15 protein-coding genes are annotated in these 14698 nt (G+C 64.5%); all 15 read right to left on the bottom strand.

Annotation, left to right across the window (positions count from 1 at the left end; all coding sequences use genetic code 11):
* Positions 1-44: 44 nt before the first annotated feature.
* Positions 45-695, bottom strand: a complete 651-nt coding sequence (locus tag HF027_RS02315; RefSeq protein ID WP_425338658.1) for a hypothetical protein — start codon at positions 693-695, stop codon at positions 45-47.
* A 135-nt stretch (positions 696-830) separates the two neighbouring features.
* Complete coding sequence (gene der / locus HF027_RS02310) at positions 831-2234, bottom strand: ribosome biogenesis GTPase Der (RefSeq protein ID WP_168012497.1); 1404 nt, start codon at positions 2232-2234, stop codon at positions 831-833.
* Complete coding sequence (bamB, locus tag HF027_RS02305; protein ID WP_168012495.1) at positions 2231-3382, bottom strand: outer membrane protein assembly factor BamB; 1152 nt, start codon at positions 3380-3382, stop codon at positions 2231-2233. The genes der and bamB overlap by 4 nt, the downstream gene beginning before the upstream one ends.
* The gene (locus HF027_RS02300) at positions 3379-4038 is read right to left on the bottom strand and encodes a YfgM family protein (protein ID WP_168012493.1); all 660 of its coding nucleotides are present in this window, start codon (positions 4036-4038) and stop codon (positions 3379-3381) included. The genes bamB and HF027_RS02300 overlap by 4 nt, the downstream gene beginning before the upstream one ends.
* 66 nt (positions 4039-4104) lie before the next feature.
* Positions 4105-5421, bottom strand: a complete 1317-nt coding sequence (hisS, locus tag HF027_RS02295; protein WP_280730166.1) for a histidine--tRNA ligase — start codon at positions 5419-5421, stop codon at positions 4105-4107.
* 27 nt (positions 5422-5448) lie between these two features.
* Positions 5449-6564 carry a flavodoxin-dependent (E)-4-hydroxy-3-methylbut-2-enyl-diphosphate synthase gene (gene ispG / locus HF027_RS02290; protein ID WP_168012491.1) on the bottom strand — a complete coding sequence of 372 codons (1116 nt, stop codon included), beginning with the start codon at positions 6562-6564 and terminating at the stop codon, positions 5449-5451.
* Positions 6565-6570: 6 nt separating this feature from the next.
* Positions 6571-7593, bottom strand: coding sequence for a RodZ domain-containing protein (locus HF027_RS02285; protein WP_168012489.1), 1023 nt, complete (start codon positions 7591-7593; stop codon positions 6571-6573).
* A gap of 30 nt (positions 7594-7623) precedes the next feature.
* Entirely contained in the window at positions 7624-8388 is a 765-nt protein-coding gene (gene pilW, locus HF027_RS02280) for a type IV pilus biogenesis/stability protein PilW (RefSeq protein WP_168012487.1), read from the bottom strand.
* 130 nt (positions 8389-8518) lie between these two features.
* Positions 8519-9667, bottom strand: coding sequence for a dual-specificity RNA methyltransferase RlmN (gene rlmN / locus HF027_RS02275; RefSeq protein WP_425338657.1), 1149 nt, complete (start codon positions 9665-9667; stop codon positions 8519-8521).
* 54 nt (positions 9668-9721) lie between these two features.
* Positions 9722-10150 carry a nucleoside-diphosphate kinase gene (ndk, locus tag HF027_RS02270; RefSeq protein ID WP_168012483.1) on the bottom strand — a complete coding sequence of 143 codons (429 nt, stop codon included), beginning with the start codon at positions 10148-10150 and terminating at the stop codon, positions 9722-9724.
* 316 nt (positions 10151-10466) lie between these two features.
* Positions 10467-10793, bottom strand: a complete 327-nt coding sequence (locus HF027_RS02265) for a HesB/IscA family protein (RefSeq protein WP_168012481.1) — start codon at positions 10791-10793, stop codon at positions 10467-10469.
* An 85-nt stretch (positions 10794-10878) separates the two neighbouring features.
* A complete protein-coding gene (locus HF027_RS02260) occupies positions 10879-12027 on the bottom strand; it encodes an aminotransferase class V-fold PLP-dependent enzyme (protein WP_168012479.1) in 1149 nt (382 codons plus the stop codon).
* 29 nt (positions 12028-12056) lie between these two features.
* Entirely contained in the window at positions 12057-12536 is a 480-nt protein-coding gene (locus HF027_RS02255) for a Fe-S cluster assembly transcription factor (protein WP_168012477.1), read from the bottom strand.
* Positions 12537-12675: 139 nt separating this feature from the next.
* A complete protein-coding gene (gene cysE, locus HF027_RS02250) occupies positions 12676-13626 on the bottom strand; it encodes a serine O-acetyltransferase (RefSeq protein ID WP_168012475.1) in 951 nt (316 codons plus the stop codon).
* Positions 13627-13716: 90 nt separating this feature from the next.
* The gene (locus HF027_RS02245; RefSeq protein ID WP_168012473.1) at positions 13717-14607 is read right to left on the bottom strand and encodes an RNA methyltransferase; all 891 of its coding nucleotides are present in this window, start codon (positions 14605-14607) and stop codon (positions 13717-13719) included.
* Positions 14608-14698: the final 91 nt, after the last annotated feature.

Below are 14698 nucleotides of genomic sequence, written 5' to 3'. Positions count from 1 at the left end.
GGCTGGCGGGGTGACGCTCGCTGTCGCGCTGATCGTGAGCAGCGCTAGCCCGAGCGGCCCTCTGGAATCAGGGTGCCGCTTTCCCCGACGTCCAGCTTGAGCTTCGGCATCAAAAGGCCGCCGGGCAAGGTCATGCCGAGCCCGCTGAGACTCCCCGGCGTGATCGCGAATTCGCTGCCGGCGGGCAGGTTGCCGGTGCTGGCCATCTGCTGGGCGAGGGCGACCAGCGGGTCGAGCTGGCTCCTGTCGGCCTCGAGCAGATCAAACGCCAGCGGCAGTCGCAGGTCGGCCTCGTCTCCGGAGCGCAGGGTCACGTCCTGATCGTAGCGGCCGCTGATGGCGTCCAACCCGGGCATGTCGAGGGTCCAGTTGAAGCCCGCCATCTCTACCGCGGGCAGCCCGGCGGGAAGCCCCAGGCCCAGTGCCATGGTGGCCTTGAGTGGCAGGCTGCCCATGCCGAGGCTCGAGGCCACCAGGGAGCCGATGTCGCTGGTATCGAGGCCGGCATCGATCTCGTAGGGCCCGATGCTGACCTTCTCGATGCCGAGCGACGTGACCGCCAGGCGCATGGCGAAGAGCCCGGTCTGGGGCAGGGCAAAGCAGGCGCTCAGCAGCATCAGCAGGCCGCCGGCCAGCAGGTGTCGCCAGGGCCGCCGCCGCGCCGACGAGGGGCGAGACAGGGAAAGACGTAACATGAGGGTTACCTCCGGTATCCACTCAAGGCGGACATTCAGCATAGTCGAGGGAAAGGGGTTCACCAACACAGCGCCCCCGTCGGACCAGATCCGGCGGGGGCGCTGTTGCGTCAGGCTAGACGGCGGGAGGAGGGCCTAGCGACGGTTCTTGCGGGCTTCCTTGGTCCGGTCGAGCTCGCGCTTCTTGGCCTTCTCCTTGTCGCCGGCACCGGCCATGTTGTCATACGGGTTCTTGCCGGAGCGGAACTCGAAGCGGATCGGCGTGCCGCGCACCTTGAGCACCTTGCGGAAGGTGTTGGTCAGGAAGCGCTTGTAGGCTTCCGGCAGCGCCTCGGTCTGGTTGCCGTGCACGACGATGATCGGCGGATTGCTGCCGCCCTGGTGGGCCATGCGCAGCTTGATGCGACGGCCATGCACCATCGGCGGCTGATGCTCGGTGACCGCATCCTGCAGGATGTTGGTCAGACGATTGGTCGACCAGTGGCTGTTGGCGGAGGCGAAGGCACGATCGATGGAGGGGTAGAGATCACCCACTGCCGTGCCGTGCAGCGCCGAGATGAAGTGCATCTCGGCGTAGTCGGCGAAGCCCAGACGACGCTTGATGGCGGCGCGCATCTTGTCCTTGGCCTCGGACTCCAGGCCATCCCACTTGTTGACCGCCAGCACCAGGGCACGCCCGGAGCTCAGCACATAGTCGAGCAGGTGCAGGTCCTGATCAACCAGCCCAGAACGCGCGTCGAGCACCATGACCGCGACATGACATTCCTTGATGGCATCCAGGGTCTTGACGATCGAGAACTTCTCGGCGATTTCCTTAACGTTCTTGCGACGGCGCACGCCGGCGGTGTCGACCAGCACATAGGGCTTGCCGCGCCGCTCGAAGGGGATCTCGATGGCATCGCGGGTGGTGCCTGCCTCGTCGAAGACCACCACGCGGTCTTCGCCCAGCAGGCGGTTGACCAGGGTCGACTTGCCGACGTTGGGCCGGCCGATCACACCGATGCGCACACCGTTGCTCAGATCCGGCGGTGCGGCGTTGGCCTCGCGCTCGGGGAAGGGGGCGAGCACTTCCTCGATCAGTGAAGTGACGTTGCGTCCGTGGGCCGCGGCGACCGGGCGCGGATCGCCGATGCCCAGGCCCCAGAAGTCGCCGGAGGCGGTGTCTTCGTCGAGGCCATCGGTCTTGTTGACCACCAGCCAGGTCTTCTTCTGGTTGACGCGCAGGTGGTTGGCAATGGCCTCGTCGGCGACATTCAGACCGGCGCGGCCATCGACCATGAACAGCACGATGTCGGCCTCGTCGATGGCTACCAGCGATTGCTCGGCCATGGCGGCGTCGATGCCGTGCTCGTCACCGCTGATGCCGCCGGTATCGATCACCGTGTAGGTCTTGTCGCCCAGCGCGCCGTTGCCGTACTTACGGTCACGGGTGAGGCCCGGGAAGTCGGCCACCAGGGCATCCCGCGAACGGGTCAGGCGGTTGAAGAGCGTGGACTTGCCGACATTGGGTCGGCCGACCAGGGCAATGACAGGATTCATGGTAGTTCGCGGATCTCCAGCGCCTCTAGGCGCCCGTCGTTGGCCAGCGCATGAATGCGGCGGCCGTCAGTAAGGGGGCGCAGGCTGATCCCCGAGCTATCGATGTGCTCACGACCGGCCAGTTGGCCGTTGGTGGCATCGAGCAGGTGCACATAACCTTCGAAGTCGCCGACCACCAGCTTGCCATCGGCAAAGGCCGGGGAGGTCAGCTGGCGACCCTCGAGGGTGTTGCTGCGCCATTTAAGTTGGCCGGACAGGGCGTCCAGTGCCAGCACGTGGCTGGCGTCGTCGATGACGTAAAGGGTTTCGCCGACCATCAGCGGTGACAGGTAGCTCGAGATATCGCGCTCCCACAGGGGCTCGCCGCTCTGCGCTTCCATGGCCACCAGGCGGCCGTGGTAACTGGTCAGGTAGAGACGACCGTCACGGGTCAGCAGCGGCTCGCCGTCGAGATCGATCAGACGATCCACTTCGCTTCTGCCCTTGGGCACGGCGATGCGCTTTTCCCACAGCGGCTGACCGCTACGGTTATCCAGCGTCGCGATACGGCCGTTGGCAAAGCCAGCGAAGGTCACCTGTTCGATGACCCTCGGCGTCCCGGTGCCACGCAGGGTCAGGGCCGGGTCGCTGGTGGAGTAGACCCACTGCTCGGCGCCGCTTTCGCGCTCCAGTGCGGTGATGCTGCCGTCGACACTCTGCACGACCACCAGTTGCTGGTTGGGCTGGGGCGCGGCCAGCACTTCGCTGGGCACGCGTGAGCGCCACAGCACCTCGCCGTCGGCCTGATCGATGGCCAGCACCTCACCGTTGCGCGTGCCCAGATAGAGCCGCTCGGCAACCGCGGTCAGGCCACTGGAAATGGGGTTGTCCAGCTCGACCGTCCAGCGCCGCTCGCCGTTCTCGGCATTGATGGCCATCAGTTCGCCTTCGGCATCGGCAGCGAACAGAGTGTCACCATCCTGAGAGGGGCTGATCGGGTAGCGTGCCTCACCGAGACCGTCGCCGACCTGCACCGACCAGGCGCCGTCCAGCGTTACACTCTCGCTGAAGCTCTTGAGTTCCTTGGGCGGTGTTTCGGGTTCAACCTGACCGGCACAGCCGGCCAGCAGGCCAAGGGATGCCAGGGCGATCAACAGCGTCGATTTCATAGCGTAGCTTCCTCTGCGCCGAGGTTGTCGAGCTTGAGCTGAGTGCCGAACAGCGGTTGGCCGCTGGCTTCAGCGGTGGCCAGGGCCTCGCGATAGGCATCGCGGGCCTCGTCCTTCTGACCAAGGGCCAGCTGGGCATCGCCACGCAGCGCCAGGCGCTGGGCGTTGAGTGCTTCACTGTCGATGGCGTCCAGGGTCGAGAGTGCGGTATCGGCCTCGTCACCGGCCAGCTGCAGGCGTGCCAGACGTAGCCGCGCCAGATCCTTGAGGTAGCCGCGTTCGGTTGCGTCGATCAGCGAGGACAAGGCATCACGGGCACCGGCCAGGTCGCCGTCGGCCACCGCCAGACGCGCTTCGATCAGCGTCGCCAGATCAGCGTAGAGGGTACCATCGTGCTCCTCATTGAGCGCGGTCACCTGTTCGCGGGCCTGGGCCAGGGCAGCATCTTCAAGCGTTGGCTGGCTGGCAAGCGACAGCAGCTGCTGGTAGCGCATGGAGGCCGCTTCGGCCTGATTGGCCTGATAGCCCTCCCAGGCCTTCCAGCCGAAGATCCCGGCGGCGGCGATGACCACGCCGGCGATCAGCGAGGTGCCGTTTTCCTTCCACCAGCGCTTGATGGCCTCTAGCTGTTCTTCATCGGTGTTCAGCTCCGCCACGGGCGGTCTCCTTGCGTCAGTGACCCCCGCACCGATCGGTGGTGCGGGGGTGGGCATCATGGATGTTTAGGCTTGGCCAAGCGGCCGGTCGACCAGCGCCGGCAGCATCTCGGCGAGGGTCTCGCGGGACAGGCGCTGCTGCTCGCGGTCCTCGCGCATGAACTTGACGGTGACGGCATTCTCGGCGAGCTCGTCTTCACCGATCAACAGCGCGAGACGAGCGCCGCTCTTGTCTGCCTTCTTGATCTGGCTCTTGAAACTGCCGCCGCCACAATGCACCTGGGCGCGCAGCTCGGGCAGCTCGCCGCGCAGGCGTTCGCCGAGCAGCAGGGCGCTGCGGGTCGCCGCGGCATCCATGCCAAGTATGTAGACATCCAGCGGCGGGCGAGCCTCGTCGGGCACCAGCTCAAGGGTCTCGAGCAAGAGGATCAGCCGCTCGACGCCCATCGCGAAACCGACCGCCGGGGTCGGCTTGCCTCCCAACTGCTCGACCAGGCCATCGTAGCGGCCGCCGGCACAGACGGTACCCTGGCTGCCAAGGGCGGTGGTGGTCCACTCGAAGACGGTGCGCGAATAGTAATCGAGACCACGCACCAGGCGCGGGTTGATCACGTAACCGATGCCGGCGGCATCGAGAATCGCGGTCAGCTCCTCGAAGTGAGTGCGGGACGCCTCGTCGAGGTGGTCCAACAGCTGGGGCGCGCCCTCGATGACATCAACCATCGCCGGATTCTTGGAATCCAGGATGCGCATCGGGTTGCTTTCGAGACGGCGCAGGGAGTCCTCGTCGAGGACATCCATGTGCTGCTTGAAGTAGGCCACCAGCAGGTCGCGATAGGCGGCGCGGGCATCCAGGGAGCCCAGCGAGTTCAGCTCCAGGGTCACGTGCTTGTCGAGGCCCAGCTGCTGCCAGAGGCGGGCGGAAAGCAGGATGACTTCGGCGTCGATGTCCGGGCCTTCGAGGCCATAGGTCTCGATGCCGACCTGGTGGAACTGCCGATAGCGGCCCTTCTGGGGACGCTCGTGGCGAAACATCGGGCCCTGGTACCACAGACGCTGTGTCTGGTTGTGCAAAAGGCCCTGTTCCATGGCCGCGCGCACGCAGCTCGCCGTGCCTTCAGGGCGCAGGGTCAGGCTGTCGCCGTTGCGATCCTCGAAGGTGTACATCTCTTTCTCGACGATGTCGGTGACCTCGCCGATCGAGCGTTTGAACAGGGCGGTCTGTTCGAGCACCGGCGTGCGAATCTCGTCATAGCCGTAGCGGCCCATCAGCGCCCGAACCTGGCCCTCGAAGTACTGCCAGAGGGGCGACTGGTTCGGCAACAGGTCGTTCATGCCACGGATGGCCTGGATTTTTTTCTTGCTTGTTTCGGGCGTGCTCAATGCTTGCTCCTTGAGGGGGCGTCGGGATCAGGCGTCCCGGGCGATGACGTCCTGTTCGGTCTGCTCCTTGAGGCGAACCCGCTCACGGATCAGCGCTTCAAGGTCGTCAATCAGATGATCGTTACGCAACTTGCTGGCCGGCTTGCCGTCGAGATAAACGAGGTTGGCCGGAGAGCCACCGGTCAGGCCGACATCGGTTTCCTTGGCTTCACCCGGGCCGTTGACGACGCAACCGATCACGGAGACATCCAGCGGTGTCATGACGTCCTCAAGCCGCTCTTCGAGCGCGTTCATGGTGCCGATGACGTCGAAATTCTGCCGTGAACAGCTGGGGCAGGCGATGAAGTTGATGCCCTTTGAGCGCAGCTTGAGGCTCTTGAGCATGTCGAAGCCGACCTTGATCTCTTCGACGGGGTCGGCGGCAAGCGACACGCGAATGGTGTCACCGATGCCATCCATCAACAGCATGCCCAGACCGATCGATGACTTGACCGTGCCCGAGCGCAGACCGCCGGCCTCGGTGATGCCCAGGTGCAGCGGCTGCTCGATGCGGCTGGCCAGATCGCGGTAGGCGGCCACGGCCATGAACACATCCGATGCCTTGACGCTGACCTTGAAGTCGGGGAAATCGAGGCGATCAAGATGATCGATGTGGCGCATCGCCGATTCGACCAGCGCCGCAGGCGTGGGTTCGCCGTATTTCTTCTGCAGGTCCTTTTCCAGCGAACCTGCGTTGACGCCGATGCGGATCGGAATGCCGTTATCGCGTGCGGCGCTGACCACGGCCTGTACGCGGTCTTCGCGACCGATATTGCCGGGGTTGATGCGCAGGCAGTCGACGCCGAGTTCGGCGACGCGCAGCGCGATCTTATAGTCGAAGTGGATGTCGGCGACCAGCGGGACGTTCACCTCGCGCTTGATGCGCCCGAACGCCTCGGCGGCGTCCATGTCCGGTACGCTGACACGCACGATGTCGGCGCCGGCGGCTTCGAGTTGGCGAATCTGGCCGACGGTCGCGGCCACGTCCAGGGTGTCGGTGTTGGTCATGCTCTGCACCGAGATCGGTGCATCGCCGCCCACGGGTACGTTACCGACATGAATCTGGCGTGAGCGGCGTCTAACGATGGGAGACTGCGCGTGCATGCGGGATCATTCTCCTAGGCTGAAGCGGGCGACATTGTTGCTGCCGGCATACTCCGTCAGATCGACGGTCTCGCCCCGGTAGCGCATTTCGACGCCGCTGGCGTTGCCGACGGTCAGGCGGAAGGGCGGTACGCCTTCGGCACGGGCGGTGCTGCCGGCTGACTGCAGGCCAACGAAGATGCGCTCGTCGTTGGCATCGAAGATTTCGGTCCAGGACTGCTCGTTGAAGGTCAGTTCCAGTACGGCGGGGCCGGCGTCGCTCTCGGTCGAGGCCGTGTCGGCACCGTCGGTGCTCTGCGTGTCGCTGGAAGCGGCGCTATCCGCCTGAGCGACATCGCTGCCCGCCTCGTTGGATGTGGCATCGCTGGCTGACTGACCGGCATCCGAGGCGCTTGTGCCGGTATCCTGGCTCGCGTTCTGAGCGTCGTTCTGGCTATCCGTCAGCCCCATGTCGCTGTCCTCGTCGGGCAACGGCGGCATGTCTCCGGATTCGGCGCTTGTGTCGCTGTCGGTCGGGTTTTGCGAGGTCGACCCATCGGTCACGGCGGTGCCGTCCAGGGTGTCCACGGCCACCGGCTCGTTGTCGCCAATGCCGGGCAGGCCACTGCCGTCGCGGCTCTGCCACCACAGCAGCGTCAGGCCGATAAGACCCAGGATCACCAACAGGGTGACCAGCTTGAACAGCCAGGCACCCAGTCGCGAGGGTGGCTTGGCCGTCCTGACCGGTGTCACGCGACGCTCGGTCTCGGTCACGCCGCCGTTGGCAGCCCGGTAGGCGTCCAGCACGCCTGTTTCGTCGATGCCCAGCAGGCGGGCATAGGCGCGCAGGTAACCGCGACGGTAGGCTTCCACCGGCACCTGCTCGTAGTCGTCCTTTTCAAGACCCGTGACCACGGCCGGGCGCAGGTTCAGGGACGAGGCGACCTCGTCCAAGGAAAGTCCCTGATTTTCACGCTCGCCGCGCAGGATGTCACCGGGAGATGACGGGCGGGCCGTATCGATGCTGTCGTTATCGTGCATGTCGCTCATGACTGAGCATCCTTGATCGAGAATCGGTTGTCAGGGTGTGCCAAGGGACCCGTCCGGAGAAGCCGATGACGTGAGCTGGCGGGCGTAGAAATCGGCCTGCTCGGTATCGCCTCTGGCGAGAGCGATGTCGCGCGCCAGCGTCAGGTTCTCCTGCGTAATGCCTGTCAGGCGCATGTGCGCCTGAATGTTGTCCCACGCACGGGTTTGGTGTCCCTGCGCGTATTCAAGCTGTGCCAGCAGCAGATAGCTTCTGGGGCGACGCGGGTTGATGGCCTTGGCGCGTTTCAAGGCCTCACGCGCCTCTGCCATGTTCCCAAGGTCGCGCTGGCACTGGCCCAGATTGGCAAATAGCTGGGCGCGATTGGCATATTGTGTGTCTTCGCTGGCCAGAGCCAGCTGATCGCAGGCTTCGCGAGTCTGCCCCTGAGCATACAGGAAGGCAGCGAAATTGTTGCGTGCCCGGGTCAAGCCGGGGTCAGCGTCCAGCGCGCGCCGAAAGTAGTCATTGGCCATGGATGTCTCGCCCTGGCGCTGGAAAATCATCGCCATGGCCTGCAGCGCCTCGGGATCATTGGGTGCGACATCCAGCGCTCGGCTCAGGGCACGTGTGGCGCGCGGCAGGTTATTGCGCTCGAGATAGGCCGTCCCGAGGCGCGTATACGCCTCGGCGGAGCCGTCCTGATCAGGTTGCTGCGCCGCTGGAGTTGCACAACCACCCAGCCACACCACGCAGAGTAGCGTGGTAATCAGGGCACCCCGTCCGGTTCTTGCCGGACGACGGTGATGAGGGTTCATGAGCATCTCTTGCGGCATGATGGAAGCGATCCGGGTGACGGTCGGCCACAGCACATGAGGTGCCAGCGTGGCCGATAAGGCTTGTCCATCAAAGCGTTCTGCCTGATTGAAGTCAAGCGCACCCCAGGCGTCAGTCGGCGTCGATCTGGATCGACTGGATGTAGCGTTCATGGCGCTTGGTGCGGTCTTTGACTCGACCCACCAGCTGGCCGCAAGCGGCATCGATGTCATCGCCGCGGGTGCTGCGCACCGGGGCGGTATAGCCCAGTTCGTAGAGCCACTGCTGGAAGCGCATCGTCTGGTTGCGTGACGGCTTCTCGTAGCCCGAATGCGGGAACGGGTTGAACGGAATCAGGTTGATCTTGCACGGCAATTCGTCGAGCAGAGCGGCAAGCTGTTCGGCATGCTCCTGCTGGTCATTGACGTCCTTGATCAGGGTGTACTCGATGGTGATGATGCGCGTGTCATCGCACTTGGCGAGGTAACGTTTGCAGGCATCGATCAGCGAACGAATGTTGTACTTGCGGTTGAGCGGTACCAGTTCACTGCGCAGGTCGTCGGTGGCGGCGTGCAGCGAAATGGCCAGGCTCACGTCGATGTCGTCGCCAAGCTGGTCGATCTTCGGCACCACGCCTGAGGTCGACAAGGTGACGCGACGCTTGGACAGGCCGTAGCCGTTGTCGTCGAGCATCAGCTTCATCGCCGGCAGGACGGCATCGTAGTTCATCAGCGGCTCGCCCATGCCCATCATCACCACGTTGGTGACCGGACGATTGGCGGTGTCGCGACGCGGCCCCACGCTGCGCTGAGCCACCCACACCTGGCCGATGATCTCAGCGGGGGTGAGGTTGCGCTGGAAGCCCTGCTTGCCGGTCGAGCAGAAACTGCAGTCAAGCGAACAGCCGACCTGCGAGGACACGCACAGGGTGCGGCGCTTGCCGTTCTCGGCCGGGATCAGCACGGTTTCCACGTAGCTGCCGTCCTCGACCTCGAGTACCCACTTGCGGGTGCCGTCGCTGGAGGTGCCTTCATAGACCACACCGGGGCCACGGATTTCGGCCACCTCTGCCAGGCGTTCTCGCAGGGCCTTGGAGAGGTTGGTCATGGCGGAGAAGTCGTCACAGCCTTCCTGATGAATCCACTTCATCAGCTGGGCGGCGCGGAACTTCTTCTCACCGATGGACAGGAAGAAGGATTCCATCTGCTCTCGGGACATGCCGAGCAGATTGGTGCGGGTCGGGGTATCGGTCGTGACAGTCGTGGCAGTCATGGTGGGCATCGCGGGGTCGGTGGGCGGTACGCGGGAGGCCAAGCCCCCCGCGTGGAGACGCTATCAGCCGCGCGGGCAGATCTCGTCGGCGCCGAAGAAGTAGGCCACTTCGCGCTCAGCGGACTCGGCAGAGTCAGAGCCATGAGCCGCGTTGGCATCGATGGACTCGGCGAAATCGCCGCGGATGGTGCCGGCTTCGGCTTCTTTCGGGTTGGTCGGACCCATCAGGTCACGGTTGATGGCGATGGCGTTCTCGCCTTCGAGCACCTGAACCATGACCGGACCGGAGGTCATGAAGCCGGTCAGGGCGCCGAAGAAGGGGCGTTCCTTGTGTTCGGCGTAGAAACCTTCGGCCTTCTCCTGAGAGAGATGGATCATCTTGGCAGCGACGATCTTGAGGCCTGCGTTTTCGAAGCGAGTGTAGATCTCGCCGATCACGTTCTTGGCAACGGCATCGGGCTTGATGATGGACAGCGTGCGTTCGGTAGCCATGGGGCAGGTCTCCGTAAGGTGTTGGAAGCGTCAGGAACTTCATAGGACGGCGCGCCGCCCGCGGCGACACTGGAACGTGCATGCCACGGGCGGCGCGTCGAAAATCGTGGATCCACCGCGCTCGGCGGCCGATGAGGCGCGGATTATAACGCCGGAAGTCCGCGAGGGACAATCTTTGACCAACTCGCCCTTGCCGGCCATCACGCCGGGGGACGCGCTGGCCGCAAGGGCGTCAGGGAGTCGCTGTCGTGGCCACCCACATTTTCCATGGACGGCTCAGGAACGGCTCATGGTCGGCTTCGGGCTAAGACGCGTCTCAGACCGTGAAGCTTTCGCCGCAGCCGCACTCATCCTTGACGTTGGGATTGTTGAAACGGAAGAAACGGTTGAGGCCTTCCGAGACATAGTCGACTTCGCTGCCGTCGAGCATTTCCAGGGCTTCGGGCGCGACATAGACCGCCACGCCATGCTCCTTGAAGCTGACGTCTTCGGCGGCTTGTTCATCGGCAAAGTCCAGCACATAGCTGTAACCGGAGCAGCCGCTCGGCTTGACCGAAACGCGCAGGCCGAGGCCGTGGCCGCGCTCGTCGAGCACCTGACGGATTTGGCTGGCGGCGGCGGGAGTGATCGAAAGATGGGCCATGGTGCGAGCCTCCTTGAAGGTGTCGGGTGCGTGGGAGTGCAAAGGGTACGCAGGGCAGACGGAAAGCGAGCTTTCCTTGATAACGTTAGCGTCTCAGCGCCGGCACTGCATGCCGCAGTTCGGCGATGGCCGTGTCGATATCCGCCTCGGTGGTGAAGCGGCCGACGCTGAAACGCAGCGAGGCCAGGGCTTGAGGCCTGGGAACGCCGATGCCTTTCAATACATAAGACGGTTCGACGCTTGCAGAGTTGCAGGCGGAGCCTGTGGATATCGCCAGGCCTCGCAGCGCCATCAGCAGCGACTCGCCGTCCAGGCCACTGAAGGCCAGGTTGATGATGTGCGGTACCGATACCCGGGTGTCGGTGTTGCAGTGCATGCCCTCGAGGCCTTCAAGACCATCGAGGAAGCGTTGCTGCAGGGCGCTTGCATGGGCGCGGTCGGCCTCACCTTCGCTTGCTGCCTGGGCAAAGGCTTCCCCCATGCCGACGATCTGGTGGGTCGGCAGGGTGCCCGAGCGCATGCCGCGCTCGTGACCGCCACCGTGGATCAGCGCCTCGATGCGCAGGTTTGCATCGCGCTTCACATAGAGCGCGCCGATGCCTTTCGGGCCATAGGCCTTGTGGGCCGACAGCGACAGCAGGTCGATACCCATGGCGGTGACGTCAATCGGCAGTTTACCGGGAGCCTGGGCGCCATCGACATGGAAGCTCGCCCCATGGGCATGCACGACCTCGGACAGCGCGGCCAGATCATTGATGGTGCCCAGCTCATTGTTGACCGCCATCAGCGACACCAGTGCGGTGTCCTCGCGCATGGCATCGGTCAGCTGATCGGGGGTAATTCGGCCATCGGCACCCGGCGTTAGCCAGGTCACCTCGACGCCTTCCGCCTCGAGCGCCTTGGCGGTATCGACCACCGCCTTGTGCTCGATGATCGAGGTCACCATATGACGCCCCCGGGCACGATTGGCCCGCATGAAACCGATCAGCGCCAGGTTGTCGGCCTCGGTGGCACCACTGGTCCAGACGATCTCCCGCGGGTCCGCGCCGATCAAGTCGGCGACCTGACGACGCGCCCCCTCGACCGCCTGCTCGGCTAGCCAGCCGGCGATATGGCTGCGCGACGCCGGGTTGGCGAAGGTGCCATCCATGGTCAGGTGACGCGCCATGATCTCCGCGATCCGGGGATCGACGGGGGTGGTGGCAGCATAATCGAGATAGACGGGAGCGCTCATGGTAATCCGATAACAGTGAGGATACGGGGTTAGGGCGCCGTCGGCGACGACACGGCGATAGTGTCCTCGTCGGCACGCAGACGCTGGCGCTTTGCGATATCCTTGACCTCGTGGCGCTTGACCAGCTCGCCGAGGCTAATGCCGTCGAGAAAGCCGTATATTTCCTTGGAAAGGTCGCACCACAGGTGATGCGTCAGGCAGGTATCGCCCTGCTGGCAGTCGGATAGTCCCTGACAGCGAGTGGCATCCACTGACTCATTGACCGCATCGATGACCCGAGCCACCGAGATATCCACGGGGTCGCCCGATAATAGATAGCCACCGCCGGGGCCACGCACACTCTTGACCAGGCCGGCACGGCGCAGCCGCGAGAACAGCTGCTCCAGATAGGAAAGCGATATCTCCTGGCGCTTGGAAATGTCGGCAAGGCTCGTGGGCGCAGCGGCGCCATTCATCGCCAGATCAAGCATCGCAGTGACGGCGTAGCGTCCTTTCGTGGTCAAGCGCATAGAAGTGTCGCACGCATTGGGTCGAGGACAGACCCGCCCGCGGCAGGTCAAAGGGTGGTCGCTAAACCGTCATTATGAGAAACCCGAGTATCGCGGTCAACAATTAGGCATCCAGCAGAACGCGGAAGCCGCCTCGTGTTCAGGAACTGCCGCTACCCTCCTTGCGGGGGGCTTCCTCTTTGGCGCCATCCCCTTGGTGGGTATTTTTGCCCGCGCCTTTGCCGGGTTTGTCGCCACTCTTGTCGCCACTCTTATCGCCTGACCGGCCATTGTGACTGCTATCGTCGTCGAGCGACGGGCAGCAGCTATCGACATCGGCGAGTACGCCGGCGAAATCTTCGTCGCGCAGTTCAGGCAGCTGGCCGGCACGGTAGCTGTTGTCGAGCTGGCGAAGGGTCTCGCACATTTGCTCGATGCGGCCGTCGACGGCATGCATGTGATCGAGCATCGCCTGCATCGAACGTGCCACCGGGTCGGGCATGTCCTGGCTGACGCCGTAGGCGTCGAAGCCGAACTTCTCGCGCATGGCTTCGCGGCGGGCCGGATCGACATTGGGGAGGTCTTCGCTGTCGGGTTCCTCGCGCTTGACGATCTTGCCGGGAATGCCGACCACGGTGGCACCGGCCGGCACCTCCTTGGTGATCACCGCGTTGGAGCCGATCTTGGCACCCGCGCCCACCGTGAAGGGGCCAAGTATCTTGGCGCCGGCGCCGACGATCACGCCGTCTTCAAGGGTCGGGTGACGCTTGCCCTTGTGCCAGCTGGTGCCGCCCAGGGTCACGCCCTGATAGAGGGTCACGTCGTCGCCGACCTGGGCCGTCTCGCCGATCACCACGCCCATGCCGTGGTCGATGAAGAAGCGCCGGCCGATGGTGGCGCCGGGGTGAATCTCGATGCCGGTCAGCACGCGAAACAGCTGCGACAGGCTGCGTGCCAGCCACTTGCAGTTCTTCTGCCACAGCCAGTGGCTCATCCGGTGTGCCAGCAGGGCATGCAGGCCCGGGTAGTTGGTCAGCACTTCAAGGAAGTTACGTGCCGCCGGGTCTCGGGCAAACACGCTGTTGATATCTTCTCGCAGACGACGAAACATGCGGCAAATCCTTATGGAAAAAAGTCGGCGCGCAGCGGAGCCGAGCAGGCCCTGATTATTGGGGCATGGAATAATGGCTGCAAGACACTCTCATGACTCCCCGGGGTCGCGTTTTGCTACCTGCTTCTCGGTGGCGCTGAGAATCCCGCGCAGGATATTGATCTCCATCTGGTCCGGGCGGGCGCGCATGTAAAGGCGACGCAGCCGTGCCATCAGCTGGCGCGGCTTTTCCGGGTCGTGGAACTTGAGGGTGATCAGCGTGCGCTCGAGGTGCTCGAAATAACGCTCCAGGTCCGCGTGGCTTGCCGGCGGGTGATCCCAGGCGATACCAAAGACCGTCTCATGCTCGGCGCTCGGCACCACCGGCTGTGCCCCGGCGACGTCTTTATTGTCGGCGTCGGCATCAGCGCCGCTCTCAGCGTCACTCGCAGAGCCTTTATCGGCAACAGTCTCAGCGTCCGTGATGGCGTGCGAGGCTTCAGTAGACGCAAGCCAGGCCAGGCGGCACTCGTAGGTCAGCACCTGCACGGCGGCGGCCAGGTTCAGCGAGCTGTAATCCGGGTTGGTGGGGATATGCACGTGCGCATGGCAGCGCTGTAGCTCAGCGTTGGTCAGGCCGGTGTCCTCGCGGCCAAACACCAGTGCCACCCGGGCCTCGGGGGCGGCAAGCTCTGCCGGCAGCCGTTCGCCCAACGCGCGCGGAGTGAGCATCGGCCAGGGCAGGGTGCGCGAGCGGGCGCTGGCGCCGACCACCAGCCGGCAGTCGGCAACGGCGGTCTCCAGATCATCGTATACCGGCGCATGATGCAGGATCCCGTCGGCCCCCGAGGCCCTGGAGATGGCATCCGCCGAGCGCGACTCACTGCGCGGCGCGACCAGCGCCAGGTCGGCGAGGCCCATGTTGTGCATGGCGCGGGCGGTAGCGCCGATATTGCCGGGATGGCTGGTGCCGATGAGGACGATGCGAATGCGCTCGAGCATGGGGCCAGGGCCTGTCTTCAGTGTCGATGGGCGGCATAGTCTAGCATGTGCGACCGGTCGCTTGCGGCCCCTGAGCCAAGCGGTCGATAGC

Source organism: Halomonas salinarum (assembly GCF_012062845.1).
Classification (GTDB): domain Bacteria; phylum Pseudomonadota; class Gammaproteobacteria; order Pseudomonadales; family Halomonadaceae; genus Onishia; species Onishia salinarum.
The sequence above is the reverse complement of the archived record's forward strand: the minus strand, read 5'-3'. Positions and strand labels throughout refer to the sequence as shown.

What these genes read in the sequence shown, in the direction of transcription:
- HF027_RS02315 (WP_425338658.1), bottom strand. Translation starts at nt 695, where the DNA reads ATGTTACGTCTTTCCCTGTCTCGCCCCTCGTCGGCGCGGCGGCGGCCC.
- der (WP_168012497.1), bottom strand. Translation starts at nt 2,234, where the DNA reads ATGAATCCTGTCATTGCCCTGGTCGGCCGACCCAATGTCGGCAAGTCC.
- bamB (WP_168012495.1), bottom strand. Translation starts at nt 3,382, where the DNA reads ATGAAATCGACGCTGTTGATCGCCCTGGCATCCCTTGGCCTGCTGGCC.
- ispG (WP_168012491.1), bottom strand. Translation starts at nt 6,564, where the DNA reads ATGCACGCGCAGTCTCCCATCGTTAGACGCCGCTCACGCCAGATTCAT.
- HF027_RS02285 (WP_168012489.1), bottom strand. Translation starts at nt 7,593, where the DNA reads ATGAGCGACATGCACGATAACGACAGCATCGATACGGCCCGCCCGTCA.
- pilW (WP_168012487.1), bottom strand. Translation starts at nt 8,388, where the DNA reads ATGAACCCTCATCACCGTCGTCCGGCAAGAACCGGACGGGGTGCCCTG.
- rlmN (WP_425338657.1), bottom strand. Translation starts at nt 9,667, where the DNA reads ATGCCCACCATGACTGCCACGACTGTCACGACCGATACCCCGACCCGC.
- ndk (WP_168012483.1), bottom strand. Translation starts at nt 10,150, where the DNA reads ATGGCTACCGAACGCACGCTGTCCATCATCAAGCCCGATGCCGTTGCC.
- HF027_RS02265 (WP_168012481.1), bottom strand. Translation starts at nt 10,793, where the DNA reads ATGGCCCATCTTTCGATCACTCCCGCCGCCGCCAGCCAAATCCGTCAG.
- HF027_RS02260 (WP_168012479.1), bottom strand. Translation starts at nt 12,027, where the DNA reads ATGAGCGCTCCCGTCTATCTCGATTATGCTGCCACCACCCCCGTCGAT.
- HF027_RS02255 (WP_168012477.1), bottom strand. Translation starts at nt 12,536, where the DNA reads ATGCGCTTGACCACGAAAGGACGCTACGCCGTCACTGCGATGCTTGAT.
- cysE (WP_168012475.1), bottom strand. Translation starts at nt 13,626, where the DNA reads ATGTTTCGTCGTCTGCGAGAAGATATCAACAGCGTGTTTGCCCGAGAC.
- HF027_RS02245 (WP_168012473.1), bottom strand. Translation starts at nt 14,607, where the DNA reads ATGCTCGAGCGCATTCGCATCGTCCTCATCGGCACCAGCCATCCCGGC.